The 26,131-nt window shown below is 72.8% G+C and carries 28 protein-coding genes and 1 pseudogene; 13 read left to right on the top strand and 16 right to left on the bottom strand.

The genetic code is table 11. The annotated features are described in order from the left end of the window. Window positions 1-15: 15 nt before the first annotated feature. Complete coding sequence (locus AC2XR2_RS40545) at window positions 16-483, bottom strand: pyridoxamine 5'-phosphate oxidase family protein (protein ID WP_491517866.1); 468 nt, start codon at window positions 481-483, stop codon at window positions 16-18. A gap of 22 nt (window positions 484-505) precedes the next feature. Beyond that, complete coding sequence (locus tag AC2XR2_RS40540; protein ID WP_491517865.1) at window positions 506-1,039, bottom strand: GNAT family N-acetyltransferase; 534 nt, start codon at window positions 1,037-1,039, stop codon at window positions 506-508. Between the two features lie 116 nt (window positions 1,040-1,155). Between AC2XR2_RS40540 and AC2XR2_RS40535 the strand changes: the two genes are divergently transcribed. Both AC2XR2_RS40535 and AC2XR2_RS40530 read left to right on the top strand, forming a co-directional pair. Continuing rightward, complete coding sequence (locus tag AC2XR2_RS40535) at window positions 1,156-1,518, top strand: DUF1304 domain-containing protein (RefSeq protein ID WP_381296719.1); 363 nt, start codon at window positions 1,156-1,158, stop codon at window positions 1,516-1,518. Beyond that, window positions 1,515-2,078, top strand: a complete 564-nt coding sequence (locus AC2XR2_RS40530; RefSeq protein WP_391192571.1) for a TetR/AcrR family transcriptional regulator — start codon at window positions 1,515-1,517, stop codon at window positions 2,076-2,078. The genes AC2XR2_RS40535 and AC2XR2_RS40530 overlap by 4 nt, the downstream gene beginning before the upstream one ends. A gap of 7 nt (window positions 2,079-2,085) precedes the next feature. Here the strand turns inward: AC2XR2_RS40530 and AC2XR2_RS40525 are convergent, their stop codons facing one another. Then, a complete protein-coding gene (locus tag AC2XR2_RS40525) occupies window positions 2,086-2,940 on the bottom strand; it encodes a hypothetical protein (protein WP_491517864.1) in 855 nt (284 codons plus the stop codon). 31 nt (window positions 2,941-2,971) lie between these two features. Beyond that, entirely contained in the window at window positions 2,972-3,934 is a 963-nt protein-coding gene (locus tag AC2XR2_RS40520) for a GlxA family transcriptional regulator (protein WP_491517863.1), read from the bottom strand. A 71-nt stretch (window positions 3,935-4,005) separates the two neighbouring features. On the opposite strand from AC2XR2_RS40520, the gene AC2XR2_RS40515 reads away from it, so the two are divergent. Next, window positions 4,006-4,956, top strand: a complete 951-nt coding sequence (locus tag AC2XR2_RS40515) for an NADP-dependent oxidoreductase (protein WP_491517862.1) — start codon at window positions 4,006-4,008, stop codon at window positions 4,954-4,956. A gap of 18 nt (window positions 4,957-4,974) precedes the next feature. Here the strand turns inward: AC2XR2_RS40515 and AC2XR2_RS40510 are convergent, their stop codons facing one another. Together AC2XR2_RS40510 and AC2XR2_RS40505 are read right to left on the bottom strand one after the other, a co-directional pair. Next, window positions 4,975-6,081, bottom strand: a complete 1,107-nt coding sequence (locus tag AC2XR2_RS40510; protein WP_491517861.1) for an NAD(P)-dependent alcohol dehydrogenase — start codon at window positions 6,079-6,081, stop codon at window positions 4,975-4,977. Window positions 6,082-6,104: 23 nt separating this feature from the next. Then, entirely contained in the window at window positions 6,105-7,559 is a 1,455-nt protein-coding gene (locus AC2XR2_RS40505) for an aldehyde dehydrogenase family protein (protein ID WP_491517860.1), read from the bottom strand. A gap of 103 nt (window positions 7,560-7,662) precedes the next feature. On the opposite strand from AC2XR2_RS40505, the gene AC2XR2_RS40500 reads away from it, so the two are divergent. Both AC2XR2_RS40500 and AC2XR2_RS40495 read left to right on the top strand, forming a co-directional pair. Continuing rightward, window positions 7,663-8,103, top strand: coding sequence for a MarR family winged helix-turn-helix transcriptional regulator (locus AC2XR2_RS40500; RefSeq protein ID WP_381296733.1), 441 nt, complete (start codon window positions 7,663-7,665; stop codon window positions 8,101-8,103). 173 nt (window positions 8,104-8,276) lie between these two features. After that, entirely contained in the window at window positions 8,277-8,657 is a 381-nt protein-coding gene (locus AC2XR2_RS40495; RefSeq protein ID WP_381296734.1) for an anti-sigma factor antagonist, read from the top strand. 15 nt (window positions 8,658-8,672) lie between these two features. Here AC2XR2_RS40495 and AC2XR2_RS40490 read toward each other — a convergent pair whose 3' ends face one another. Next, window positions 8,673-9,632, bottom strand: coding sequence for a ribose-phosphate diphosphokinase (locus AC2XR2_RS40490; RefSeq protein WP_381296736.1), 960 nt, complete (start codon window positions 9,630-9,632; stop codon window positions 8,673-8,675). A gap of 199 nt (window positions 9,633-9,831) precedes the next feature. On the opposite strand from AC2XR2_RS40490, the gene otr(A) reads away from it, so the two are divergent. Next, window positions 9,832-11,688, top strand: a complete 1,857-nt coding sequence (otr(A), locus tag AC2XR2_RS40485; protein ID WP_491517859.1) for a tetracycline resistance ribosomal protection protein Otr(A) — start codon at window positions 9,832-9,834, stop codon at window positions 11,686-11,688. On the opposite strand, the gene AC2XR2_RS40480 is transcribed toward otr(A), so the two are convergent. Continuing rightward, on the bottom strand, window positions 11,671-12,864 hold the full coding sequence (locus tag AC2XR2_RS40480) for a cytochrome P450 (protein ID WP_491517858.1): 1,194 nt from the start codon (window positions 12,862-12,864) through the stop codon (window positions 11,671-11,673). The two genes, otr(A) and AC2XR2_RS40480, sit on opposite strands and share 18 nt — an antisense overlap. A gap of 151 nt (window positions 12,865-13,015) precedes the next feature. On the opposite strand from AC2XR2_RS40480, the gene AC2XR2_RS40475 reads away from it, so the two are divergent. Continuing rightward, the gene (locus AC2XR2_RS40475; protein ID WP_381296742.1) at window positions 13,016-13,678 is read left to right on the top strand and encodes a DUF4230 domain-containing protein; all 663 of its coding nucleotides are present in this window, start codon (window positions 13,016-13,018) and stop codon (window positions 13,676-13,678) included. 115 nt (window positions 13,679-13,793) lie between these two features. After that, on the top strand, window positions 13,794-14,348 hold the full coding sequence (locus AC2XR2_RS40470) for a VanZ family protein (RefSeq protein WP_491517857.1): 555 nt from the start codon (window positions 13,794-13,796) through the stop codon (window positions 14,346-14,348). A gap of 13 nt (window positions 14,349-14,361) precedes the next feature. Here AC2XR2_RS40470 and AC2XR2_RS40465 read toward each other — a convergent pair whose 3' ends face one another. Further along, window positions 14,362-14,598 (bottom strand): hypothetical protein, encoded by a 237-nt coding sequence (locus AC2XR2_RS40465; protein ID WP_330262601.1) that lies wholly within the window; start codon window positions 14,596-14,598, stop codon window positions 14,362-14,364. 240 nt (window positions 14,599-14,838) lie between these two features. Further along, window positions 14,839-15,648, bottom strand: a complete 810-nt coding sequence (locus AC2XR2_RS40460) for an SDR family oxidoreductase (protein WP_491517856.1) — start codon at window positions 15,646-15,648, stop codon at window positions 14,839-14,841. Between the two features lie 165 nt (window positions 15,649-15,813). On the opposite strand from AC2XR2_RS40460, the gene AC2XR2_RS40455 reads away from it, so the two are divergent. The 4 genes from AC2XR2_RS40455 to AC2XR2_RS40440 all read left to right on the top strand — a co-directional run bounded on the left by AC2XR2_RS40455 (window position 15,814) and on the right by AC2XR2_RS40440 (window position 19,990). Continuing rightward, window positions 15,814-16,851, top strand: a complete 1,038-nt coding sequence (locus tag AC2XR2_RS40455; RefSeq protein WP_491517855.1) for a PHP domain-containing protein — start codon at window positions 15,814-15,816, stop codon at window positions 16,849-16,851. A gap of 37 nt (window positions 16,852-16,888) precedes the next feature. Beyond that, window positions 16,889-17,545, top strand: a complete 657-nt coding sequence (locus AC2XR2_RS40450) for an HAD family hydrolase (RefSeq protein WP_491517854.1) — start codon at window positions 16,889-16,891, stop codon at window positions 17,543-17,545. Then, on the top strand, window positions 17,542-18,735 hold the full coding sequence (locus AC2XR2_RS40445) for an FUSC family protein (protein ID WP_491517853.1): 1,194 nt from the start codon (window positions 17,542-17,544) through the stop codon (window positions 18,733-18,735). The genes AC2XR2_RS40450 and AC2XR2_RS40445 overlap by 4 nt, the downstream gene beginning before the upstream one ends. A gap of 295 nt (window positions 18,736-19,030) precedes the next feature. Beyond that, window positions 19,031-19,990, top strand: a complete 960-nt coding sequence (locus AC2XR2_RS40440; RefSeq protein ID WP_491517852.1) for an SDR family NAD(P)-dependent oxidoreductase — start codon at window positions 19,031-19,033, stop codon at window positions 19,988-19,990. A gap of 30 nt (window positions 19,991-20,020) precedes the next feature. Here AC2XR2_RS40440 and AC2XR2_RS40435 read toward each other — a convergent pair whose 3' ends face one another. After that, window positions 20,021-20,677, bottom strand: coding sequence for a M15 family metallopeptidase (locus AC2XR2_RS40435; RefSeq protein ID WP_491517851.1), 657 nt, complete (start codon window positions 20,675-20,677; stop codon window positions 20,021-20,023). A 104-nt stretch (window positions 20,678-20,781) separates the two neighbouring features. On the opposite strand from AC2XR2_RS40435, the gene AC2XR2_RS40430 reads away from it, so the two are divergent. Beyond that, window positions 20,782-21,810 (top strand): SDR family oxidoreductase, encoded by a 1,029-nt coding sequence (locus tag AC2XR2_RS40430; protein WP_491517850.1) that lies wholly within the window; start codon window positions 20,782-20,784, stop codon window positions 21,808-21,810. Between the two features lie 192 nt (window positions 21,811-22,002). On the opposite strand, the gene AC2XR2_RS40425 is transcribed toward AC2XR2_RS40430, so the two are convergent. From AC2XR2_RS40425 to AC2XR2_RS40405, 5 genes and pseudogenes are all read right to left on the bottom strand, one after another. Then, window positions 22,003-22,248: a hypothetical protein gene (locus AC2XR2_RS40425; protein ID WP_491517849.1), complete on the bottom strand. Its 246-nt coding sequence runs from the start codon at window positions 22,246-22,248 to the stop codon at window positions 22,003-22,005. Between the two features lie 67 nt (window positions 22,249-22,315). Continuing rightward, a complete protein-coding gene (locus AC2XR2_RS40420) occupies window positions 22,316-23,593 on the bottom strand; it encodes an ROK family protein (RefSeq protein ID WP_491517848.1) in 1,278 nt (425 codons plus the stop codon). Beyond that, on the bottom strand, window positions 23,590-24,597 hold the full coding sequence (locus tag AC2XR2_RS40415; protein WP_491517847.1) for a phosphotransferase family protein: 1,008 nt from the start codon (window positions 24,595-24,597) through the stop codon (window positions 23,590-23,592). Before AC2XR2_RS40415 ends, AC2XR2_RS40420 begins: the two co-directional genes overlap by 4 nt. Window positions 24,598-24,613: 16 nt before the next feature. After that, window positions 24,614-25,038, bottom strand: a pseudogene (locus tag AC2XR2_RS40410) (ferredoxin reductase domain-containing protein); the annotation flags it as partial. 173 nt (window positions 25,039-25,211) lie between these two features. After that, window positions 25,212-25,886 carry a lytic polysaccharide monooxygenase auxiliary activity family 9 protein gene (locus tag AC2XR2_RS40405; protein ID WP_491517846.1) on the bottom strand — a complete coding sequence of 225 codons (675 nt, stop codon included), beginning with the start codon at window positions 25,884-25,886 and terminating at the stop codon, window positions 25,212-25,214. Window positions 25,887-26,131: the final 245 nt, after the last annotated feature.

Raw genomic sequence — 26,131 nt, 5'->3', positions numbered from 1 at the left:
CCCGGCACGGCCGATTCAGTCGGCGACCAGCCACTGACCGTCCGTCATGAGCTCACGCCCCGCGAGCTCGTTGGCCTCCCGCCAGGCCTGGACGCGTTGCGGTGTGACGCGGAAGTACAGGTAGGGCGTGGTGAGCCGGCGGGGGTCGAAGCCGGTGCGGGCCGCGAACCGGTCGCCCTCCTCCTCGCTCAACCCGGCCTGGGTGACGGTCTCGACGGTTCCCTCGATCATCACGACGTCCCGGGTGGGCCCGAGACCGAGCCGCACCCTGCCGGTCGCCCTCAGGTTCCTCCCGGTGGGACTGGCGGCCGGAGTCGCCAGGAGCAGGGCGGACCCGTCCCAGAGGAACGACAGCGGCACGAGATACGGCGCCCCCGAGCCGTCGTCCGGGGCCGTGGCGACCCAGACGTCCTCGTCGTGCTCCAGTCGGTGCAGGGTGTCCTGCTTGCGCTGCTCGGCGGGGCGGGCGGGCTGTGGCGCCATCGGCACGGGTCCTTCTGCTGGATCATCGGCTGACGGCATCAGTCTCGCCGTTCGCACCGCTTTCCACCTCCGCCTTTCGGCCTAGGCCGGACCGGAGGGTCACCGCGTGGGCCCCGAATCCCTGGCGCTCGTAGAAACGGATCGCGTCCGGGTTGGCCGCGTAGGCGGCGACCTCCGCCTGGGTGGCCCCCTGCGCCTCGGCCCAGGCGCGGAACTCCGCCACCAACCGTCCGCCGACCCGTGCACGGCGATGGGCCGGAAAGACGTAAAGGGCGTTGAGGGCGGCCGACTTGACGGGTCGTACGGCCGAGGGTTCGGTCAGGGTGCCCGTCAGGTGGCCGACCACCTCCCCGTCGTGATCCACCACCAGCACGAGCCGCGCCGGGTCCTCCAGGGCCGCCGCGAACGACTCGGCCCCGTGCCGGAGCGGCCAGTCCACGTCCACGCTCGGATCCCTGGTGCCGGCGTCCTCGGCGAACAGGCCCGCGCTGGAGGCGACCAGGCCGGGGATGTCGTCGGGGCGGGCACGGCGGACGGTCACCTCGTGATCAGTCATGCCCGCACGGTAGCGGCCGGCACTGACAGTGGCCTCGGTCACCGTCGCCCCCCAGCTCACGTCCTGGACGGATGTCCAGCTATAGTGGACACCAGTCCAAGAAGTGAGGGAAGTCGATGGAGATCCTGGCGAACGTGCTGGTCGGCCTGGTGGCGGCGCTGCACGCGTACATCCTGGTGATGGAGATGTTCCTGTGGCAGAAGAAGCCGGGGATGAAGTTCCACGGGTTCGACCCGGAGATGGCCCGGGCCACCGCCGCCATGGCCGCCAACCAGGGGCTCTACAACGGCTTCCTCGCGGCGGGCCTGGTGTGGGGGCTCGTCGCCGGTGACCCGACCGGGTTCCGCGCGCAGGTGTTCTTCCTGGTGTGCGTGATCGTGGCCGGCGTGTACGGCGCCGTCACCGCCAACATCCGCATCCTCGCCGCGCAGGCGCTGCCCGGCGCGATCGCCCTGGCCGCCGTTCTCGCCGCACAGTGACCCGCCCCGCGCCCGAGGACCCGCGGGCGGCCCGCACCCGGGCCCGACTGCGGGAGGCGCTCCTCGCGGAGTGCGCCGAGCGCCCGCTGGAGGAGGTCGGCGTGGCCGCGCTGGTGCGGCGCGCCGGGGTCGGCCGGGCCACCTTCTACGTCCACTACGACGGCCTGGAGGCGCTCGCGGTCGACGCCTGCGCGGACGTCGTACGGGATGCCGTGGAGGCGCTGCACGCCTGGCGCGGGCGCCCCGACCCGGTGCACGCGCCGCCCGCGCTCGGGGAGTTCTTCGCCTCGCTCACCCCGCACACCGCCCTGTACCGGGCCCTGCTCACGCCCGGCGGGGGCGGTCCGCTGGGCAGGGTGCTGCACCGGGACCTGAGGGCCTACAGCCTGCGGGAGCGGGAGCTGGCGGGCGCAGCCGACGCCCCGCTGGTCGCCTCGGCGGTCGCGGCGACCTTCGCGGGTGTCCTGGCCGACTGGCTGCACGGCCTGCTCGACGCCACCGCCGCCGAGATCGCCGACCAGGTCTGGCAGTTGCTGGTCGCGCTGCACGCGAGCCGGTGAGGCGGGCTCACTTGCAGGCCACGTCCTCACCGAGCCGTGGCCATGCCTCGACGCCGTCCGCGGTCCGGACGTAGGCCGTGCGCCGGTCGTCCGTCAGCCACAACGCCCAGTCCTCGTAGCGGTATCCGGTGTCCCTCGCGTCGGCCGGCATGCGGGCGTCGTCCTCGTACCGGTCCGTGAGGACGGCGTCGGGGTCTCGGGCGTACATACCGTCCAGTTCGAGGAAGTGCACCTGCTGCCAGCCGCAGTGGTCGTCCCCGGCGCGGCTGCTGACCTCGGAGCTCGGCACCCGGCGGCCGGCGCGGTCGGTCCAGATCTCGTAGCCGTGGGAGTCGGTGTACGAGGCCGGGAGTTCGGACGGGTCGCACGACGCGCTGGTCTCCGGACCCCAACCGGGCCTGTCCTTCTGGTCCTTGGCCACCACGACCGCCACCTTGGTGCGGCCGTCCACGTCGTAGGAGTACAGGACGCGGTCCGTCTCCCGCCGTTCGACGCGGTAGCCGGAGCGGGGGCCCTCCGGTGAGAAGAAGTCGAAGTACAGCCTCAGTCCCTGCTCGGGGTCGGCCCCGCCGTCCCCGTCGCTCCAGCCCTCGGGTCCGTTGCCGACCCAGATCTCGCCGTCGCACTCCAGGGCCCGGCCCGCCGCTCCGGACGCCAGGCGGGAGGCGCGCGGGCCCTGCGCGTCCAGTTCCTGCGTGGGGACGTTCAGCGGGCCGCCGTAGGGCGAGCTCGGCACCTTGCCGTCGACGACCAGGTCGTCCCCGGCGTCGCACCCCACGACCGCCATGACCAGCGCCGCCCCCAGCACCGCCGTAGGAATTGCGCGCACTCCGCCCCCTGTTGCCGTTCCACCCGTCCTCATGATCCTTCGACGCCACGGGGTCCCGGAACGTTCAGTGGGCCGCGGCCGCCTGGAAGGTCCGCCGGTACACCTGCGGGGACACGCCGATCGCCGCGTGCAGGTGCTGGCGCAGGGACGCGCCCGTGGCGAAGCCGACGCGGCCGGCGATCTGGTCGACCGACAGGTCGCTGGACTCCAGGAGGTGCCGGGCGCGGGCCACCCGCTGCTGGATCAGCCAGCGGCCGGGGCTGAGGCCGACCTCCTCGTTGAAGCGGCGGGCGAAGGTGCGCAGGCTCATCCGGGCGTGGGCGGCCAACTCGCCCAGGGTCAGGGGCTCGTCGAGGCGCTCCAGGGCCCAGGCGCGGGTCTCCGCCGTGCTCGCGGCGCCCTGTTCCGGCACCGGCTGCTCGATGTACTGGGCCTGGCCGCCGTCCCGGAAGGGCGGCACGACACAGCGGCGGGCGACGGTGTTGGCGAGCTCGCTGCCGTGGTCCTTGCGGACCAGGTGCAGACAGACGTCCACGCCGGAGGCGGCCCCGGCGGAGGTGAGGATGCGGCCGTCGTCGACGAAGAGCACGTCCGGGTCGAGGTCGATGTGCGGGTACAGGCGCCGGAAGTGATCGGCGAGCTGCCAGTGGGTCGTGGCCCGGCGGCCGTCCAGGAGACCGGCCGCGGCGAGGACGAAGGCGCCCGTGCAGATGGACACGATCCGGGCGTCGGGGCGGACGAGGGCGAGGGCCTCGCGCACCTCCTCCGGCAGGTCGGCGGGCATCCGCTCCGACGCGACCGGCGTGATCACCACGGTGTCGGCGGTGGCGAGGACCTCCGGCCCGTGCTCGACGCCGATGGTGAAGTCGGCGTTGCTGCGCACCGGTCGGCCGTCGACCGAGCAGGTCAGCACCTCGTACCGGCCGTCGGCCGCGCCCAGGATCCGGCTGGGGATGCCCAGCTCGAAGGGGTACACGCCGTCCAGGGCCAGCACCACGACCCGTTCGGTCCGCTCCACTCGTCTCATGGCACGATCCTATCGAAGCTTGGCAATCGTGCCATTTCCCGGGCGGGCGGAGCACGGCAGGCTGGTCGACCATGAGCACTGTGAACACCATGCGAGCCATCAGCCAGGACACCCTCGGCGGTACCGAGGTCCTCAAGGAGATCGAGATCGAGCGCCCCGCGCCGGGGCCCAACCAGGTGCTGGTCCGGGTGCGGGCGGCCGGCCTGAACCCGACCGACTGGAAGCACCGCGCGAACGGCGGATTCCTCGGCGAGCCGCCGTTCGTGCTCGGCTGGGACGTCTCCGGCGAGGTCGAGGCGGTCGGCATCGGCGTGGCGGCCTTCAAGCCCGGTGACGAGGTCTTCGGCATGCTGCCGTACCCCTACGGCCACGGCTCGCACGCCGAGTACGTGATCGCGCCCGTGCGGGCGCTCACCCACAAGCCGGCGTCGATCGACCACACGCAGGCCGGCGCGCTGCCGCTGGTGTCCCTGACCGCCTGGCAGGCGCTGGTGGAGTACGCGGACCTGCGGCCGGGGCAGCGGGTGCTGATCCACGCGGCGGCCGGCGGGGTGGGCCATGTGGCCGTGCAGATCGCCAAGGCGCGGGGCGCGTACGTGATCGGTACGGCGAGCGCGGGCAAGCACGACTTCCTGCGCGAGATCGGCGTGGACGAGGCGGTCGACTACCGGGAGACGGACTTCGCCGAGGCCGTGAAGGACGTCGACGTGGTGCTGGACACGCTGGGCGGCGAGACGTCCGTGAAGTCACTGCGGGTGCTGCGGCCGGGCGGGGTCGTGGTGTCGATCCTGCCGGTCGGCTCGGACGAGTTCGGCGAGGAGGCCGAGCGGCTCGGCGTGCGGGCCGTGCGGATGCTCGTGGACGCCGACCGTGCCGGGATGGACGCGATCGCGGACCTGGTGGAGAAGGGCGAGCTGCGCGCCACGGTCGAGAGGACCTTCCCGCTGGCCGATGCCGCCCAGGCGCATGCGCTGGGCGACACCGGCCGGACCACGGGGAAGCTGGTGCTGGTGGTCGACTGACCGCTCGGACAGCCGCGGTCAGAACGTCAGCACGGGCTTGATCGCCTTGCCCGCGCCCATGTCCCGCACCGCCTGGTCGATGTCCGCGAACGGATAGGTGCTGATCAGGCGGTGCAGCGGGAGCCGCCCCTCCTTGACCAGGCGGACCAGGGCGGGGATGAAGCTCTGGGTCTCGGCGTCGCCGAGGGTGAGCCCGACGACCCGCTTGCCGCCCAGGAGGCCGTTGACGTCGAGGGAGACCTCGGTGCCGAAGGGCGGGGCGCCGACGACGACCACGGTGCCGCGGGCGGCGAGCGCGTCGACGCCCTGCCGCAGGACGCCCACGTTGCCGGTGGTCTCCACGATGCCGTCCGCGCCCTGTCCGCCGGTGATCTCGGCGATCGCCTCGCCGAGGTCCTCCTCGGCCGCGTCGACGGTGTGGGTGGCGCCCAACTCCTTGGCCAGTTCCAGGCGTTCGCCGACCCGGTCGACGGCGACGACGGTCGTGGCGGGGGTGAGGGCGGCGGCCATGACCGCGGACAGGCCGACGGCTCCGGCGCCCAGCACGACGATCGTGGAGCCCGTGACGGGCTTGAGGACGTTCCACACGGCACCGACGCCGGTCTGCACCCCGCAGCCGAGCGGGGCGATGGACTCCAGCGGCACGTCCTGGTCGACCTTGACCAGGCTGCGCTCGTCGACCAGGGCGCGCTCGGCGAACGAGGACTGGCCGAAGAAGTGCCCGCCGAGCGGTTCGCCGTCCCGGCTGATGGTGCTGGAGCCGTCGGCCCGGCGGCCGCCGAGGAGGTTCAGCGGCAGCCAGCCGGCGCAGTAGGCGGGGTGTCCGCCGTCGCAGTTGCGGCAGTCGCCGCAGGAGGTGAAGGACAGCACGACGTGGTCGCCGGGAGCCACGCCGGTGACGGCGGAGCCGACGGCCTCGACGACTCCGGCGCCCTCGTGCCCGAGGACTCCGGGCAGCGGGAAGGGCAGTCCGCCGCTCGCCACGCCCAGGTCGGTGTGGCACAGGCCGGTGGCGACCAGGCGGACCAGGGCCTCATGGGGTGCGGGGTCGTCGAGGGTGACGTCGGAGAGGGTGAAGGGTGCGCCGCCGGACTCGACCACAGCGGCACGGGTGGTGATGGACATCGTACGGACTCCTTGGGGGGTGCTCAGTCGAGCGAGACGACGACGGACTTGACCTTGGTGTAGGCGTCGAGCGCCTCGGGGCCGTACTCGCGGCCGTAGCCGGAGTCCTTGACCCCGCCGAAGGGCACCGCGGGGTCGAGCATCGCCCAGTCGTTGACCCAGACGATGCCCGCCTGGAGGCGGTCGGCGACCCGGTGGGCGCGGGCCAGGTTCGTCGTCTGGACGCCCGAAGCCAGGCCGTACGGCGTCGAGTTGGCGAGTTCGACCGCCTCGTCCTCGGTGTCGAAGGGCTGCACGGTGAGGACCGGTCCGAAGATCTCCTCCTGGACGACCCGGGAGTCGTTGGACAGGTCGGCGATCACCGTGGGCCTGTAGTAGAAGCCGCCGTCGAGGTCGAGGCGTTCACCGCCGCAGACGATCCGGCCGCCCTCCTTGCGGGCCAGGTCGACGTACTCCTCGACCTTCTTCAGGTGCTTCTCCCCCGCCATCGGACCGACGACGGTCCCGGGGTCGCGCGGGTCGCCGACCGGTACGCCGGGCACGGCGTCGGCGAGGATGCCGAGGAGGGTGCTGTACACGGGCCGGGCCACCAGGAGGCGCGGGCCGCCCATGCAGAACTGGCCGGTGTTGAAGACGAACGCCTTGATGATCGCGCCGACCGCCTTCTCCAGGTCGGCGTCCTCGAAGACGAGGTTGGCGGCGTTGCCCCCGAGCTCCATGGTGACCGGCTTGAGCGCCTCACCCGCGGTGGCCGCCACATGCCGGCCGATCGCGGTGGAGCCGGTGAAGGCGACCTTGTCGACGCCCCGGTGGCGCAGGAGGGCGTCCCCCGCCACCGGTCCGGAGCCGGTGACGACGTTGACCACGCCGTCCGGCACGCCCGCCCGCTGGAGCAGGCCCGCCATGTAGAGGGCGCTGAGCGGGGTCTCGTCGGCGGGCTTGTGCACGACCGTGTTGCCGGCGGCGAGGGCGGGGCCGATCTTCGAACCGGCGAGGATGAGCGGGAAGTTGAAGGGGGTGATCGCGGCGACCACCCCGAGCGGCTCGCGCTTGGTGTAGGCGAGGGCGTTCATGGGGGTGTCGCGGACGGCGCCGTCCACGGAGTGGGCGAGGGCGGCGAAGTGCTCGTAGTCGTTGGCCGCGTTGGTGATGTCCACGGCGTGGCAGAGCGAGATCGGCTTGCCGACGTCGAGGCTCTCCAGCTGGGCGAGCTCGTCGGCGTTCTCGCGGATCAGCTCGGCGACCCGGTGCAGGATCCGGCCCCGCTCGCGGCCGCTGAGGCCGGACCAGGTCCCGGCGTCGAAGGCCTCCCGGGCGGCGCGCACGGCCGCGTCCACGTCGGCGGCTCCGGCCTCCGCGACGGTGGTGACCACCGCGCCCCGGGACGGGTCGACCACCTCGGTGCGGGCACCGTCGGCGGCTTCGCGCCACTGGCCGCCCACGAACAGCCGTCCGGGTTCGATATCGATGGGGGACATCACCGCTCCTCAGCATCGTCGCCAAGATTTCAACCAACAGGATTCCTGTTGGTTCGCAGTCTCTTTACAGACAGGTTTCCTGTCAATGCTCTAGCCTGAACCCATGCTCGACACACAGGTGACCAAGGCGGCGCCCCCGTCGCTCCTCTACATGGTGAAACAGGTGGAGCTCGTCGTCCGTTCCCATCTGGACGAGCTGGTCAAGCCCTCCGGGATCACCGCTCTGCAGTACACGGCCCTGACCGTCCTGCAGCGGCACGACGGGCTGTCGGCGGCACAGCTGGCCCGGGACTCCTTCGTCACCGCGCAGTCGATCGCCGACCTGGTGCGCTCCCTGGAGACGCGCGGCCTGGTGCGCCGGGAGCGCAATCCGAACAACCGCCGGGAGTTGCTGATCCTGCTGACCGAGGAGGGCCGCGCGCTGCTCGCCCGACACGAGGGTCCGGTGCGGGAGCTGGAGGAGCGGATGGTGCGGGACCTCACCGCACACCAGACCGAGCAGTTCCGGCAGGCCCTCACCACGGCCTGGCACGCCCTCTCCTGAGGCGGGCGCGAGCCCTTGAGCGAGCCCGGCGCGAGCCCCGCGTGAACCGGTTGCGAACTGGCGGTCGCAATTCGAAGACATATGTCAATCGAACATGCTCAAATTCATTCCATCGAGGGTAACTTGCAGGGCGGGGAACGCATTTGCGCGCAGCGGTGGGAGGCGATGTCGTCGTGCAGCAGGAACCGGCACCGCTGTCGAGGCATCTGCGCGTCCACGAGGAGCGCGGCCACACCGTGTTGGAGTTCCGCGGGGAGATCGACATCGCCGCGGCCGCGGAGATCGAGCCGCACCTGGACCGGGCCACGGCCGACCCCGACGTACGCGTGGTGATCGACCTGAGCCTCGTCGAGTTCCTCGACTGCTCCGGGCTGCGGCTGCTCTACCGCGCCAGGTCCCGGGTCCTCGACCGCGACGGCCGGCTGCTCCTGGTCTGCACGCACCCGCTCACCCTGAGGATCATGCGGGTGACCGGTCTGACCCGGCTGCTGCCTCCGCTGCCCTCGCTGGACGCGGCCCTGGGGCAGCCCGAGGCCACGTCCGAGACGTTATGACCCCTCGTGAAAATGTCATGACCCGTCGCCGCGGGGCTCGTCGAACAGGGCACTGACGGACTCGCCGTTGTGAATGCGCCGTACGGCCTCGGCGAGGGCGGGGGCGATGGAGAGGATCCGCAGCTTGTCGGTGCGCTCCTCCTCGGGGACCGGAACCGTGTTGGTGCAGACGATCTCCAACACGTCGGGCTGTTCGCCGATCCTCTTGAGGGCACCGTGCGCGAACAGCCCGTGGGTGCAGGCCACCCGGATCGACCGGGGCCCCAACTCGCGCAGTCTGTCGAGGAGTTCGAGGACCGTCGAGCCCTTGGCGATCTCGTCGTCCAGGACGATGACGTCCCGCCCCGCCACCTCGCCGATGACGTCGCTGATGCTGACCCGGTCGTCGGCGAACCGCTGCTTGGCGCCGGCGGCCACCTGGGCCCCGATCAGCCGGGCGAAGGCGGCGGCCTCCTTGGCGTTGCCGAGGTCCGGGGACACCACGGTGGTGCGGGAGAGGTCGTACCGCTGGAAGTGCGCGGCGAGTTCCCGCAGGGCGTGCAGATGGTCGACGGGCACCGAGAAGAAGCCGTGGACCTGCGGGGAGTGCAGGGTCATGGCGAGGACGCGGCTCGCGCCGGCCGAGACCATCAGGTCGGCGACGAGCCGGCCGCCCAGCGAGATCCGGGGCGCGTCCTTCTTGTCGGAGCGCGCGTAGGAGTAGTGCGGCATGACGACGGTGATCCGGCGCGCGGACGCACCCCGGGCCGCGTCGCACATCAGCAGCAGCTCCACCAGGTGCTCCTGGACCGGCCTGACGAGCGGCTGGACCAGGAAGACGTCCCGCTCCCGGCAGTTGGCCTGGAGCTGCACCTCGAGGCAGTCGTTGGCGAACCGGCTGACCCGGGTGGGGCTGAGCGGCACCCCCAGATGCGCGCAGACCTCCGCCGCCAGCTCGGGGTGGGCGCTACCGCTGAACACGGCGATGTCTCGCACGGATCCGCTCCTCCGATGATCATTCCGGGCTGCCGCGCCCATGCTACTGGCCGCCGGAATTCGGTTGCGGAACCCCACAGGGCGCGCGCCATCATGGCCGTGCCCGTGTCCCCTCACGTCAGGACCCCTCGCATGCGCCGTCTCCTCGACATGACCCAGCGCCCCCTTCGGCCCACGGTTCTCGAGGACTCGACCCCGCATGCACACCCTGAACATCGGCATTCTGGCCCACGTCGACGCCGGTAAGACCAGGCTCACCGAGCGGCTGCTGTTCGACCACGGCGCGATCGACCGGCTCGGCAGCGTCGACACCGGCGACACCCGCACGGACGACGGTGCGATCGAGCGGCAGCGCGGCATCACCATCCGCTCCGCGGTCGCCTCGTTCACCGCCCACGGCACCCGGATCAACCTCATCGACACCCCCGGGCACTCCGACTTCATCGCCGAGGTCGAGCGTGCCCTGGAGGTCCTCGACGGTGCGGTCCTGCTGCTGTCCGCCGTGGAGGGCGTACAGGCGCAGACCCGCGTCCTGATGCGGACCCTGCGCAGGCTGCGGCTGCCCACGCTGATCTTCGTCAACAAGATCGACCGCCCCGGCGCCCGCGACGAGGACCTGCTCGCCGACATCCGCCGCAGACTGACGCCGTACGTCGCCCCGCTGGCGCGGGTGACGGGCATCGGCTCGTCCGACGCGCGTGTTCGCCCGCTGGGCGCCGACTCGGCGGCCGAAGCACTCGCCGAGGTCGACCCGGACGTCCTCGCGGCGCTCGTGGACGGCCCCGACCCCACCCCGGACGACCTGCGCAAGTCCCTCGCCGCCCGTACCGCCGACGGCTCCTTCCACCCCGTGTACTTCGGGTCCGCCCTCGGCGGCCAGGGCGTGCCCGACCTGGTCGAGGCAGTGACCCGGCTGATCCCGCCGGCACCCGCGACACCCGGCGGCGAGCCGCGCGGCACGGTGTTCGCCGTACGGCCGGGACCCGGCGGTGAGCGCATCGCCCATCTGCGGCTGTACGGCGGTGAGGTGACGGAGCGTCAGCGGCTGGTGTTCCTCAGGCGCGGCGCCGACGGCAGCACGAGCCGGATCCATGGGCGGGCGACCCACCTGAGCGGCCCCCTCACCGCCGGTGACATCGCCTCGCTGACGTTCTCCAGCGGCCTCCGGGTGGGCGACCACCTCGGTGCACCGACCGACCGCGCACCGCAGTTCGCGCCCCCGACCCTGGAGACCCTGGTCACCGCCCGGCACCCCGCCGAGGCGGCCCGGCTGCGCTCCGCCCTGCTGACCCTCGCCGACCAGGACCCCCTGCTCCACGCCCGCCCCGCGGCCGGCGGCGCCACCACCCTGCTCCTGTACGGCGAGGTCCAGATGGAGGTCCTCGCGGCGACCCTCGCCCAGGACTTCGGCGTCGAGGCGGAGTTCGAGCCGGGCCGGGTCCGGTACCTGGAGCGTCCGCGCGGCACGGGGGAAGCCTGCGCTGAGATGCCCTGGCACCTGGGGACCCGGTACTGGGCGACGATCGGCCTGCGGGTCGAGCCGGGCGAGCGTGGTTCCGGCGGGGTGTTCGCGTACGAGACCGAACTCGGCGCACTCCCCCGGGCGTTCCACCAGGCCGTCGAGGAGTCGGTGCACGCGGGCATGGCGACCGGGCTGACCGGTGCGGCCGTGACGGACTACCGGGTCACCCTGATCCGCTCCGGCTTCGTCGGGCCGATCAGTACGGCCGCCGACTTCCGCGGGCTCACGCCGATCGTGCTGCGCACGGCGCTGGAGCGGGCCGGGACCCGGCTGTTCGAGCCGTGTCACGCGTTCGAGGTGGAGGTGCCGCCGGCCGCGCTGGCGCCGGTGACGGCTCTGCTCGCCTCGCGGGGAGCGGAGTTCACGGGCACGTCGGGCGGGGAGACGGCGTGGGTGGTCACCGGTGAGCTTCCGGTGGGGCGGGTGCGGGAGGTCGAACTGCGGCTGCCGGCGCTCACGCACGGAGAAGGGGTGTGGTGGTCGAGACCGGGCGGCGACCGGGAGCTCGACCGACCTTCACCAGGACACCGGTAGTCTCCGCGGTCCCCGTGTCATCTGGCCCTCCCGCCACGCGATCGTCTCCGCCGTGAACTCGGCCCGCAGCCCCGGGAAGCGGACCGCGAGGCGGTGCAGGGCCAGCCCCAGCTCCAGTCGGGCCAGCCAGGCGCCCAGGCAGTGGTGGGGGCCCGCGCCGAAGACCACGCTCGGTGTGGTGAGCGGGGCGAACAGGTCGGTGTCGGCGGGCTGGGGGAAGACAGCCGGATCCCGGTTCGCCGCGTTCGTCTGCACCGCGACCACCGCCCCCGCCGGAATCGTCACGCCGCCGACCTCGGCCTCTTCCACCGCCCGGCGGATCAGCCCGGGCAGCACCCTGCCCTCGCTCAGCGGGATCGTCCGCAGCAGCTGCTCGACGGCGGTCTCGGCCGCCTCCTGGCTCTCGGCGAGGCCCGGCCAGGCCTCCCGCCCGTCGGTGAGGAGGTGGACGACGATGTTGCCGAGGGCCGTCATGGTCGTCTCGTGTCCGGCGACCACCAGACCGAGAACCAGGACGACCAGCCGCGGCTCCTCGATGCCGAGGCCGTCGCCCGCCACGACCAGCGCGCTGACCAGGTCGTCGCCGGGCTCCTTGCGCCGCTCGGCGACCAGCTCCGCGCAGAACAGACCGAACTCCCGCATCGCCGCGCCGACCTCCTCGGCGGAGTGCGCGCCGCCGGACAGGGCGTGGTCGGCCCAGCCCCGGATGCGTTCCCAGTCGGCGTCCTCCAGGCCCATCAGCCGGGAGATCACCGAGACCGGCAGCCTGCGCGTGAACGCCTCCACGATGTCGGCCGGCTGCGGCTGCCCGGCCAGGTCGTCCAGGAGGGACTCCACCACGGAGGCGGTCCAGGGCCGCCAGCGGGCGATCGCGCGTGGGGTGAAGGCCCTCTGGACCGTGCCCCGGAGCAGCTGGTGGGACGGGCCGTCCTGGTTGAGGAGGCCGTCCGGGGAGTCGAGCAGGTTCGGCACCACGAGCAGCGGCGGGGCGTCCTCGGCCTGGAGGGACTTCCGGTCGAAGCGGGGGTCCATGAGCACCTGGCGGACGTCGGCGTAACGCGTCACGAGCCACACCGGGGTGCCGGTGGCCAGGGCGGTGAGCCGGGGCGGGCCGGACTCGGGCAGGGGTATGCGGTGCATGGGACGCAGGGTCCGGGACGTGCTGTCTGTGCTCATCCGGGTCTCCAGACACGCCGTACGCGGAGTTCTCCACGCTAGTGCGCCCCCGAGTGTCCCGGCAGTGTCCCAATCAGCCAACAAGACGGTCCGGCCGCGCTTTTGGGCGTCGTCGCTGGGCATCCGTGCTTCTAGGAAGGAGGGCCGTCGCATGACGACTCCCATCAGGCGCGTGTCCAGGCGCATGCCCGGCTGGGCGAAGGTACTCACCGCCGTCGTGGTGGTGCTCGTGGTGTTCTTCGCCGGTATCCGGCTCAGTGTGATCCCTGGCCTCAAGGACCTGTTCGGCACCGAGACCCATGACCGTTCGGGTCCCGCACTTCTGGAGTCCATCCAGGACATCAGCCGTTACGACGCCGCCTCCGGCAACTTCCAGGTCGTCGTGGACCTGGAGAAGGACACCAAGTTCCTGCCCGACGCGATCCGCGGCTCCCGCACCCTGTACGTCGGGGCGGGTGCCGTCGACGCCTATGTCGACCTCGGCAAGGTCGCCAAGAGCGACGTGACGGTCAACGAGGACCGCACGGCCGCCACCCTGCGGCTGCCGCACGCCCAGCTGGGCAAGGCCACGCTGGACGCGGACCGCTCCTACGCGGTCTCCAAGCAGCGCGGTCTGCTCGACCGGCTCGGTGACTTCTTCTCCGACAACCCCAACAGTGAACAGGCCGTCCAGAAGCTCGCCGTCAAGCACATCACGGAGGCCGCGAAGGAGAGCGAGCTGACCAAGCGGGCCGAGACCAACACCACCAACATGCTCAGGGGTCTGCTGGGCTCGCTCGGCTTCAAGAAGGTCGAGGTCACCTACGGCAGCTGACCAACCGCGCCACACGGCGGTGCCCACCGGCGCCCCCGTGTGGCGCGGCGGCATTCTCGGGGCGTTCAGGGGTAATCGCCTTACCACACAGGGAAGTTGCAGAGTGGAGGAACCAATGGCCTGGGTGCTCTCACGTTCGCGAGCGGCGTCGGACGCCGGCACCGCCAAGACCGAACCCGTGGCGAAGCCCGCCCGCCCCCGGCGTAATCCGCTCTCCTTCGTCGTCCGCTTCGTGGCGATGGTGTTCGCCTTCGCGTTCATGGTGGCGTTCGCCGTCGTGCTGGCCCGGCTGACCCTGGAGCCCTCGCCCGCGTCGGTGGATCTGACCCACACCAACCTGCATCCCGGCGCCTCGCTCAAGGCCTATCTGGACCAGCCCGAGATGCGGGACGCCGTCAAGCAGATCGGCGGGAACATCCTGCTGGGCGTGCCGTTCGGGATCCTGGTGCCGATCATCGCTCCCAAGACCCGGGGGCTGCTGCGGATCCTCCTGCTGACGGCCGTGGTGATGCTGCTGGTCGAGTTCGCGCAGGGCGCCCTGGTGGAGGGGCGGGCCTTCGACATCGACGACGTCATCCTGAACACGTCCGGTGCCCTGATCGGCTACCTGCTGCTGGGACGGCGGCTGAGCCGCGCGGTGCACAAGAAGCCGGCGGCCACGAAGGCGTGAGGGCGGTGGGCCGTCAGTGCCGGGTCCAGGTGAACTTGTCGCCGCCGACCCAGCGGACCACGTCCGGGTCGTCCAGGTCGTGGACGGTGATGCCGAAGGCGGCGGCGGCCTCCAGGACGTCGGTGACGGTCCGCGCCTCACCGACCACCTCCCCGTCGATCTCCACGATCCGGAAGGGCGGCGTGGTCGGCTGGACCCCGAGTACCAGGATCCGCGGGTTCGCGATGTGTGGGCTCCCGATTTCGGTCATGTCTAGAGCGTAGAACGCGATGCGCGGGAGGGAGAGGCGAGCGTCGTCCGCCGAGCAGGGTGCGGACCGCCGCCTCGACCGCGCCCTGGGTGGCCGGACCCCCGCAGTGCCCGCGTTCGCCCAGCCGGGTGAGCGCGGGGACCAGGTCGTGCCAGGCGTTCCGCTCCCAGTACGCGTACGACGGTCAGGGCGTCGTCGTCGACCAGCGCGCGAACACCAGGCCGGAACTGGTACGCCGTCTCAAGGGCGCCGCCACTCGTCGTCCCCGAGGTGCGAGCCGGCCTGCGGTCCCATGCGGAGCATCCCGCCGTCCACGCTCCAGGACGCGCCGGTGACGTAGGTGGCCTCGGGGCCGGCGAGGAAGGCGATCACCGCGGCGACCTCGCGGGCGTCGCCGGGGCGGCCGAGCGGCACGCCGGGACGCTCCTGGGTGTGCACGTCGGTGTCCTCCTGGCCCGTCATCGGGGTGGCGATCTCGCCACGCGCGACCGCGTTGACGGTGATGCCGTGCTCGGCGAGCTCCAGGGCCATGACCTGGGTCAGCAGACCGAGGCCGCCCTTGGCCGCGCAGTAGGGGGCGGCCCCGACCCGCGGCTGGTGCTCGTGGACGGAGGTCACGTTGACGATCCGGCCGCCGGAGCCCTGGCGGATCATGTGCCGGGCGGCCTTCTGACCGCACAGGAACGGGCCGACCAGGTCGACGTCGAGGACCTCGCGGACGGTGTCCAGTTCCAGGTCGAGGAAGGGCGTCATGGTGCCGGTGCCCGCGTTGTTGACCAGGACGTCGAGGCGGCCGAGCCGGTCGCACAGCTCGTCGACGGCACCGGCGGCGACGGGCAGCCGGGTGAGGTCCATCTGCGCCACGGCGGCCCGCCGTCCGAGGGCGCGGACTTCGTCGGCGGTCTCCTCCGCGCCCTTGAGATCGCTGTGCCAGGTGATGCCGACGTCCATCCCCGCACGGGCCAGCCGGACGGCGGTGGCCCTGCCGATGCCGGAGTCGGCTCCGGTGATCACGGCCACCTTGCTGCGGGGTGCGGTGGGGGCGGACATCTCGGCCTCCTCGGGGGCGGGGGTGACGCCGGGCTGCGGACCTCCGACGCCGCATCGCAGTACCCGAGGGCGCAGCCGACAAACCGCCCGCCGCGCGCCGCACGGACCGCTCCCCCGTCGTGCGCCCCCCGAGTCCCTGGGGAACTCTGGGTGGAGGAGGTGGCCATGGATCCCGTCGAGGCGCTGGAGCGGATCGCCTTCCTGCTGGAGCGTTCCCTGGCACCGACGTACCGCGTCCGTGCCTTCCGTACGGCGGCCCGGGTGCTGAGCGGGCTGCCCGCGGACGAGGTGCACGAGCGGGCGGAGGCCGGCTCCCTGGAGTCGCTCAAGGGCATCGGCCCGAAGACGGCCCAGGTGGTGCGGGAGGCCCTGGCCGGAGGGGTGCCGGGCTACCTGGAGAAGCTGGAGGGCGAGTCCGGCGCGCCGCGCACCGACGGCGGCGAGAAGCTGCGGGCGCTGCTGCGCGGCGACTGCCATCTGCACTCCGACTGGTCGGACGGCGGCAGCCCGATCGAGGAGATGGGCCGGACCGCGGTGGAGCTCGGCCACGAGTGGGCCGTGCTCACCGACCACTCCCCCCGCCTCACCGTGGCCCGGGGACTGTCCCCGGAGCGGCTGCGGGAGCAGCTCGACGTGGTGGCCGCGCTGAACGAGACCTGGGCCCCCTTCCGGCTGCTCACCGGCATCGAGTGCGACATCCTCGACGACGGCTCGCTGGACCAGGAACCCGAACTCCTGGACCGCCTGGACGTGGTGGTGGTGTCCGTGCACTCCAAGCTGCGCATGGACGCCCGCGCGATGACCCGGCGGATGGTGGCGGCCGTACGGAATCCGCACGCGGACGTCCTCGGGCACTGCACCGGTCGGCTGGTGACCGGGCGGGGACGGCCCGAGTCCGAGTTCGACGCGGACGAGGTGTTCGCCGCGTGCGCCGAGTCGGGCACCGCGGTGGAGATCAACAGCCGCCCGGAGCGCCTGGACCCGCCCCGCCGGCTGCTGCGCAGGGCGGTCGCGGCGGGCGTGCTGTTCTCCGTCGACACCGACGCGCACGCGCCCGGCCAGCTCGACTGGCAGATCCTCGGGTGCGCGCGGGCCGAGGAGTGCGGGGTGCCGGCCGAACGCATCGTGACCACCTGGACCCTTCCCGAGCTGCTGGGCTGGTCCCGGGACGGCCGGGTGCCGTCCCGAGTGGCGACCGCCTGACGTGGTACCCGTCCGGCACGACAGGAAAGGAGCCTTCATGGAACGGGCGGCAGTGTTCGACGTCGACGGGACTCTCGTGGACACCAACCATCTGCATGTGACGACCTGGTGGGAGGCGTTCAGGCAAGCGGGCCACCAGGTACCGATGCACGCCGTCCACCGGGCCGTCGGGCTCGGCTCCGAGGACCTCGTCGCCCACCTGCTCGGTGAGGACCGCGACAAGGACCAGGACGCCGAGCTGAGCGCCGCCCACAAGGCTTTGTACGGGCAGTACTTCGACCGGCTGCCGGCCCTCCAGGACGCGGGCGAGCTGCTGCGGCGGCTCGATCGCGAGGGCTGGCGGGTGGTGCTCGCGACCTCGGCGGGCGGCGCCGAGCTGTCGGCGCTGCGCCGGGCGATCGCCGCGGACGACGCGATCATGGCCACCGCGAGCGCCGACGACGTCGAGGAGGGCAAGCCCTCCCCCGAACCCGTCGAGCACGCCCTGGAGTTGGCCGGGGTGCCGGCCGAACGGGCGGTCTTCGTCGGGGACACCGTCTGGGACATGCGGGCCGGCACCCGGGCCGGGGTGCGCTGCCTCGGGGTGCTGTGCGGCGGGATCCCGCGCACCGACCTGGAGGAGGCGGGCGCGCAGGCGATCTACGACGACCCGGCCCAGCTGCTGGCGAACCTGGCGGACAGCCCGCTGGCATGACGGACCGGAACACCTTGTTGACCACGCGTACGCCCCAGGTGGTGCAGCACCCGTCCCGCCCGGCGCTCGCGCTGCGGCACGAGGCCCGCGCCGTCGGCCGGGCGGCCCGCGCCGCCTTCCGCGGCCCCGGGCGGGAACGCGATCTGCTCGTCCAGTCCCTCAAGGCCTCGGCCGCCGCGATCCTGGCCTGGCTCGTGGCGGGCGTGTGGATGGGCGATCCGATGGCCCTGATGGCGCCCTGGGCGGCGGTCGTCCTCGTGCAGGCCACCGTGTACAGCTCGGTGCTCCAGGCCACGCGGCAGCTCGCCGCGATCTGCTGCGGGACCGTGCTGGCGGCGGTGGCACTGGCCGTCACCGGGAGCACCCTGGGCGCGGTGGCGCTGTCCGTGCCGCCGCTGGTGCTGCTGGCGAACTGGCCGCGCTTCGGCGACCAGGGCATCTACGGAGCCACCACCGCGCTGTTCACCCTCGCCACCGGTGCCGCCGGGGTGTCCTCCGTCGCGCACCGGGTGGGGCAGGCGGCGCTCGGCGCGGTGATCGGCCTCGCCGTGAACGCGTTCGTGCTGCCTCCGATCCATCTGCGGGACGTCCGCGAGAACCTCGCGGCCCTGGCCCGGGAGGCGGGCGACGTCCTGCACACCGTGGCCGGTGATCTGCGCGAGGGCGAGTGGGACACCCAGGGCTGGTCGCATGCCGCGGGCCATCTGGAGCACCGGCTGGCGGCGCTGCGCTCCGCGCGCGGGTGGAGCCGGGAGAGCCTGCGGCTGACCGCCGCGCCCCTGCGTGCCGTACGGCGGCCTCCCGCGCCCGTCCCGCCGGAGCAGGACGACGAACGCTGGAGCCGGGTCACCGGGCACGTCCGCGCGCTCACCCGGACGCTGGCGGTCGCCGCCGACGACGACCGCGCTCCCACCGCGCCCTCCGGGCCGGTGCTGGACGCCTACGCCCGGCTGCTGGAGCTGATCGGCGACGCCTGTCACGCCGAGAGCCGCCGGCTGCTCGGGGCCGGCGACGACGTACGACCGGACGAAGGGGCGCGGGAGGCGATGCGGGAGCTGCGCGCGCAGCTCCAGGAAGGGCTGCGGGACCACGCCGGGCAGGGGGCCGAGGGGACGACGGTCCTCGGGACGCTGTTGCTCCAGGCCGAGAACCTGTGGAGCGAGACCGTTCCGACCGGCCGGGAGGGGTGACACAGCTCACCCGGAATCGGTCCCTGCCGAGGAACACCACAGGGTCGTTGCCCGTTGAACAGACCGTGGGTGCGGATGGGACAGTGTCCCCGGGCCTCACCTTTTGCCCACAGGGACGATCGTTCGGCTGAAGCCCTGTGGAGCCTTTCGCCGAGAGGCGACCGCCATCCGTGCCCACCACTTGACCGCCCCGACCGTGATTCCCCCGTCCGGTCGGGGCTTCCTCATGTTCCGGCGGCCACGGCCCGGAGTGCGGCTTGACTTCGAGCGCACTCCAATTCGTAGCGTTCCGGTCATGAGCACTGCACAGCACAAGATCGGTTCGGGGTTCGGCGCCCACAGCACGGCCGACGACGTCCTCGCGGGCGTCGACCTGTCCGGCAAGCTCGCGATCGTCACCGGCGGCTACTCCGGGCTCGGCCTGGAGACCACCAGGGCCCTCACGAAGGCGGGCGCCCGGGTCGTCGTCCCGGCCCGCCGTCCCGACACCGCGAAGGAGGCCCTCGCCGGCCTCGACGGGGTGGAACTGGACGAACTCGACCTCGGCGACCTGGACAGCGTGCGCGGCTTCGCCGAGCGCTTCCTCGCCTCCGGCCGCACGGTCGACCTCGTCATCGACAACGCCGGGATCATGGCCTGCCCGGAGACCCGGGTCGGGCCCGGCTGGGAGGCGCAGTTCGCGACCAACCACCTCGGGCACTTCGCCCTGGTCAACCGCCTGTGGCCGGCCATCGAGCCGGGCGGCGCCCGCGTGGTGTCGGTGTCCTCGCGCGCCCACCACTTCCACGGCATGCGCTGGGACGACGTCCACTGGCGGACCGGTTACGACAAGTGGCAGGCCTACGGCCAGGCGAAGACGGCGAACGTCCTGTTCGCCGTGCACCTCGACAAGCTCGGCGCCGAGCGCGGGGTGCGGGCCTTCTCGCTGCACCCGGGCGGCATCCTCACCCCGCTCCAGCGCCACCTGCCCAAGGCGGAGATGGTGGAGCGCGGCTGGATCGACGAGCAGGGCAACCTGCTCAACCCGTCGGGCTTCAAGAGCCCGGAGCAGGGCGCGGCCACCCAGGTGTGGGCGGCGACCTCGCCCCAGCTGGCCGGTATGGGCGGTGTCTACCTGGAGGACTGCGACATCGCCGAGCCCGCCGTGGACGGCGACCAGAGCAGCGGTGTCCGGGCCTGGGCGACCGACCCGGAGCAGGCGGCCCGGCTGTGGACGCTGTCGGCGGAGCTGACGGGCGTGAACGCGTTCGCCTGAGCCGCGCTCCGGCGGCTCCGGCGAGGCCCCTCAGAGGCCGGCCAGGTCCTTCGGCCCGTACAGCGCGGCGGGTGCCCCGGTCTCCAGCGCCCAGTAGCGGTCGCCGTACGACCAGTGCCACCACTCCGTCGGGTAGTTGACCAGGCCCGCCGCGCCCAGCGCCTGCCCCAGCACGGACCGGTTGGCCTCGGCCTCCGCAGTGATGTTGCCCGCGCCCGTGTAGCAGGCGCCGTCGCTCTCCTCCGGGTTGGCGTTCATGGCGGTGCCCAGGTCGAGTTCGCGGCCGTCGGCGTCGACGAGCGTGAGGTCGACGGCCGCGCCCGCGCTGTGCGGGGCTATCTCGGGCGGGGAGACATAGCGGCTGGCCGCGGTCCTGATCCGGTCGGCGGGCCAGTCCGGGTGGGCGGCGCGCAGCTCGTCGCCGTACTGCTCGAAGTACTGCCGCTGGAGGGCCGGCGGCCGGTACCCCTCGACGAAGAGCAGCCGCAGCCCGCCGGGCAGCAGGGCCTGCGCCGCGAGCAGCCGGTCCAGGACGCCCTGGCGCAGATGGACCTCGGCGCCCAGGGAGTCCTCGTGCTTGCGGTCGTCGACGAGGAGGTGGCCGCGGACGTCCACCAGGGGCTCGCCGTTCTCCTCGACCGGCACGGCGGCCACACGGGCGTCGGACATCAGGATGATCTCGCTCATGGGGTGATCCTCTCGCGGCCGGAGTCCGTGCCGTGCACCGCGTGTATCGCCGAGGGCCGGGTACTCGGGCGGTTCCCCCGCCCCAGCGGCCCGAAGGAGCCGAAGTGAGCACTTCAAGCGGCAGCAGGATCGTGGTCACGGGCGCCACCGGCAACGTGGGAACCAGCGTGGTGCGCCTTCTCTCCGAGGATCCGGAGGTGGGCTCCGTACGGGGCCTGGCCCGGCGGATCCCGGACTGGTCGCCCGCCCGGACCGAGTGGTCGGCGGTGGATCTCGCGTCCGCGCAGGCGGACCTGGCCGAGGAGTTCGCGGGCGCCGACGCGGTGGTCCATCTGGCGTGGGCGTTCCAGCCGACGCACGACCCGGCGGCGACCTGGCGCACCAACGTCCTGGGCTCCATCCGGGTGTTCGAGGCGGTGGCGGCGGCCAAGGTGCCGGCACTGGTGCACGCCTCCTCCGTGGGCGCGTACTCCCCGGGTCCGAAGGAGCACGCGGTGGACGAGTCGTGGCCGACGCACGGCTGGCCGGACGCCGCGTACTGCCGGGAGAAGGCCTATCTGGAGCGGGCGCTGGACACCTTCGAACGCGACCACCCTGACGTCCGGGTCGTCCGGATGCGTCCGGCGTTCCTCTTCAAGCGGGAGTCGGCGAGCGAGCAGCGCCGGATCTTCGGCGGCCGTTTCCTGCCCGGCCAGCTGGCCCGGCCCGAGCTGCTGCCGTTCCTGCCGGACATCCCCGGGCTGCGGGTGCAGGCCCTGCACACCGACGACGCGGCGCGGGCCTATGCGCTGGCGGTGCACTCGGACGTCCGGGGTGCCTTCAACCTGGCGGGCGAGCCGCCGGTGGACGCGGAGCTGCTGGCCGGGATGCTCGACGCCCGTCCGGTACGGCTGCCACGCACCGCGGCCCGCTCGGCGATCGCGGCCGCGTGGGGCCTGCACCTGCTGCCCGCCTCCCCGCACCTGTTCGACGCGGTCCTGCGGCTGCCGCTGATGGACTGCACGCGTGCGCGTACGGAGCTCGGCTGGCACCCGGAGCACACGGCCGGCGAGGTCCTGGAGGAGTTCCTGCACGGCATGCAGCAGGGCGCGGGGGCCCGGACGGAGCCGATGAAGGGCCGCAAGGTCGGCTGAGGCCCCGGCCCGGATCCGGCGGAGGCGCGGCGAAGCCTGCCGAGCCCCGGCCGAAACCCGCCAAAGGCTCGGCGCATGCCTGCCGAACTCCCGCCGGGACCCGGCAGAGGCTCGGTCATGCCTGCCGAGCCCCGGCCAGGCCCCCGCGGAGGCTCGGTCATGCCTGCCGAGCTCCGGCCGGCCGGGCGGTTCTCAGCCGGAGGACTCCTGCGCTCCCGGGTGCTCCGGGTGCACGGTGTCCGACCGCTCCGCCCCCTGCCGGCCGGTGCCCGCCTCGTCAGTGTCGGGGACGTCCTCGGGCTGGTCGGCAACGGACTCGTCCTCGCCCGGCACGGTGGCGACCTCCCAGGGGTCCTCGCCCTCACCGGCCTGCTGGTCCGGCAGGTCCCGCGGGATCGGGTCGCCGTTCTCGCCGGGCCCTTCGTTGCGGTGGTCCACGACGTCCTCCCTGTTCGTTCTCGGCGTCGGCGGGAGCGCGAGTACCTCCGCGCAGGTCGGCGAAACGTCAGCGCGGGGCGCGCTCGTCCAGGGCGGCCCGCCAGGCGGGCGCGGGCCCCTCGGGCGGGGGCTCGGGACGCCGGCCGCCACGGGCGAAGAAGTCCGCGAGCGGGAGGATGGCCGCGCCGACGGTGACCGCGTCGGGTCCGAGCCGGCCTAGGTCGACGGTCACCTTCCCGGCCGGGTACCGCAGCGCGTACGCCGTCGCGTGCCGCCGTACGGCGGGCAGGAACCGTGCGCCCAGCTGGAGCCCCGCCCAGCCGCCGATGAGGATGCGTTCGGGCTGGAAGAGGTTGATCAGGTCGGACAGTCCGGCGCCCAGGTACTCGGCGGTCTCCTCCAGGACGGCGAGTGCCACCGGGTCGGCCGCGGTCCCGTCCGCGGGGTGGGCGGCGGCGAGCAGGGCGGTCAGCGCGGTCTCCTCGTCGGCGCCCTCGGGCGGCCGGCCCCCTTCCTCGCGCCAGCGTTCCAGCAGCGACTCGGCGCCGGCGTAGGCCTCCAGGCAGCCGAGGGCTCCGCAGCGGCAGCGGCGCCCCCTGACCCGTACGGTCAGATGGCCCCATTCGACGGCCCGGCCGTGCTCCACCTCGGGGGTGACCAGGCAGGCGCCCACGCCGGACCCGAAGAGGACCACCACGGCGCTGCGGGCCCCGCGGCCACCGCCGAACCACATCTCGGCCTGGCCGAGGGTCTTGGCGCCGTTGTCGATGAAGTACCGGACGCCGGGCAGCGGGGAGCCGGTGCGCAGCAGCGCCTCCAGCGGGACGGCGTCCCAGCCGATGGTCTGCCCGTGCACGACGGCCCCGTCGTCCGGGTTGTGCGCGACGATGCCCGGCACCCCGATGCCGACGCCGAGCAGCCGCTCCGGCTCGACGGCGGCGTCCGCGAGCACCTCGGCGATGCCGTCGCGGATGTGGCCGACGACGACCTCGACGTCGTAGCCGCGCCCGGTCAACGGGCGTTCGGCGCGGGCGAGTTCGGTCAGGGTCAGGTCGAACAGCTCGACGCGGACCCGCGTCTCACCGACATCGACGCCGATCATGTGCCCGCTGTGGGGCGCCACCCGCAGCAGGGTGCGGGGGCGGCCGCCGTCGGAGTCGACGCTGCCGGCCTCCTCGACCAGCCCGTCGGTCACCAGGTCGGCCACGACGTTGCTGACCGAGCCCGAGCTGAGCCCGGTGGCGGGGCCGAGTTCGAAGCGGCTGAGGGGGCCGTCGAACCAGAGGCGCTGGAGCACGGCCGTGCGGTTGGCGCGTCTGAGGTCGCGTACGGTGCGTCCGTTCAAGGGATCCGGACTCCCGTGAGCCGGGCGAGGGCCTCGATCTCGTCCAGGGCGGCGACGAGTTCCGGTGCCACCGCCGACTGGACCCAGCGCTCCTTCTCGACGTCGACCGCCCGGGGAACCGTCTCGGTGAGCATGATCAGGTAGAGGTAGGCCCGGTAGAGAGCCAGCCGTACCCGGGCCGGGACGTCGAACTCGGCCCGGCCGCCCGCCTCCCGGTAGCCGGCGAGGAACGCCTCGTCCTTCCTGATGTCCCCCAGCAGCGCGAGGGAGACGAAGTCGGCGAGGGGGTCGCCCCAGAACATCCGCTCGCCGTCGATGAGCCCGCCGATGCGCGGCTCCCCGCCGGCCGGGCGGTCGACGAGGATGTTGCCGTCCCACAGGTCGAAGTGGACCAGCGCGGGGACGGTGACGTCGTCGAGTGCCGGGGACCCGGCCCGGACCGTGGCCGCCACCTGTTCGACGGACCGGGGCAGCCGCGCCTCGTAGTCCCGGGCGTCGTCGAGGACCGCCTCGATCATGGTGGTGAACGCGGTCCGCCAGTCGGGGGCGAGCGGTCCGAGGGCGCGGGACGGGTAGCCGAAGCCCGGCCCGGTCACCGAGTGCAGCCGGGCCACCTGGCGGCCCAACTCACGGCGCAGAGGCGGGCGTTCGGAATCGGTGACCGAAGTGTCCCAGGGCTCCCCGGGGCAGGCCGTCATCAGCAGATGCGGTACGGCCGCGTCGACGCCGGCGCCGAAGGCCACCACGTGCGGCGCCGCGACCTCGGCCTCGGCGGCCCTGCGGTAGAACTCGGCCTCGGCGACGAGGAGTCCGCGCTCGTGGCGCAGGCCGGGAACGGTGGCCGCGGGCGGGACCTTGACCACGTACCGGGTGCCGTCGGTGAGGAGGAGTTCCTCGACGGTGTTGTACGTACCGCCGCTCAGGGGCCGGACCCCGGCGAGCCGACCGGGGTCGAGGCCGGCGCCCTCCAGCACCTCCCGAGCCCACTCCCAGGAGTCCGCCAACGTCCCGCCCCTTCCCTCACCCCGCTGCGTGCACGTCCTCGACGTGACGCCCGTACCGGCCAGCCGTCTCGTCGGCGTCCGGCGTGTGCTCCCGGAACAGGGTACGCAGCGCGTCCCGCACGCCGGGGGCCATTCGTGATCCGTTCCCGCATACGTACGCACGGGCACCGGCCTGCAGAAGTTCCCGGACCCCGGCGGCCTCGGCGGTGATGCGGTGCTGCACGTCACAGCCGAAGTAGCACATGACGGGCAGGAGTTGCCCGCCCCGGCCGAGAGCGGTGACACGGTCGGCGACCGCTCCCGGGAGGGCGCGAGGCCGGTGCCCGCCGAGATCATGACGACCGGGCCGGAGTGGTCGACGCGGAAGGCGTCGCGGCAGGGCTGGATCCGGGCCAGGACGGTGTCACCGGGCTGGACGTCGGCGAGGCACCCGGATCCCGTACGTGTGGTCGAAAGCGTGCGACAGGGCTTGCGTTGGTCCGCGGGCCCCCTCCACGTCCAGATCAGGAATGAGCGATGAGGTCGAGTGAGGACGCGGGGAGCCCCGTCGGGGCGGAGCGACCGGATGGGCCGGGCCCCTGCCCCGACGGCACTGCCGTGCGTTGCGTAGCGGCTCAGCCGAAGTTCACGTCGCTGCACCACATGTAGGCCTGGTCGAGGTGCGAGGCCTGCCAGATCACGAACAGGATGTGGTGTCCGGTGTAACCGGAGGTCTGGACGGGGAACGTGATGTTCTGCGCCGGGGCGTAGCGGCCGGTCTGCGTGATGAAGTCGAGGTTGCCCCAGCCCAGGGTCTGGGTCTTGGGGTCGAAGCCCTGCTTGCTCACGTAGACCTTGAAGTAGTCGGCACCGTGGGACGCCTGGTCGTACAGGTTGACCGAGAAGTTGTTGCCGATGGTGGTGGTCTTCCACGGTCCGGGCTTGTCCAGGCTGGCGTTCCTGGAGAGGTTGTTGCTGCAGAGCGTCCCGTCGGGGGTCCGCGCCTGGAACTGGCCTCCGAGGCCGTCGCGGAGCGCGCTCATCCAGTTCCACATGGTGTCGGGGTTGGCCTGGAAGGCCTGCCAGCACATGGGATCCTGGGTCTGCATGGCCGGGTTCATGTGGTCGCTGCCCCAGGTCTTCCAGCACTGGTAGGCGCGGGTGGCGGGACCGACGACGGTGCCGTGGGCGTGGGCGGGGGACGACCAGGTGAGGGCGCCGACGACCACGGCGAACAGCATGACGAGCGCCTGGAGAGGCCGGCGGAGGGACGCCCTTGAACGCCTGGCTAACGGACTTTTCTTGCGCATGTGGGGGGACTCCTTCCAGTTGCAAGGCTGTCATGGGAGCGCTCCCACCGTGCGGTCTTCCGAGTGAGATGTCAATGCGGCGGACGGAGTTGATTACAGGGGTGGGTGGCAAGCAGAGGGTCTGCCGGGAGAGGGGAGCAGAGGGGTTGGTCAGCGCACACGGATGCCGAGAGCCGGCATGCCGCTCGCACGCCACCCGTACATCTCTCCGTCCGAGTGCGGCGCCCACCCGGGATCGACCCGCA

This window comes from Streptomyces sp. LS-MS-L19, from assembly GCF_058382285.1.
Note: the sequence above shows the minus strand (reverse complement) of the source record. Positions and strands in the feature narration are given on the sequence as shown.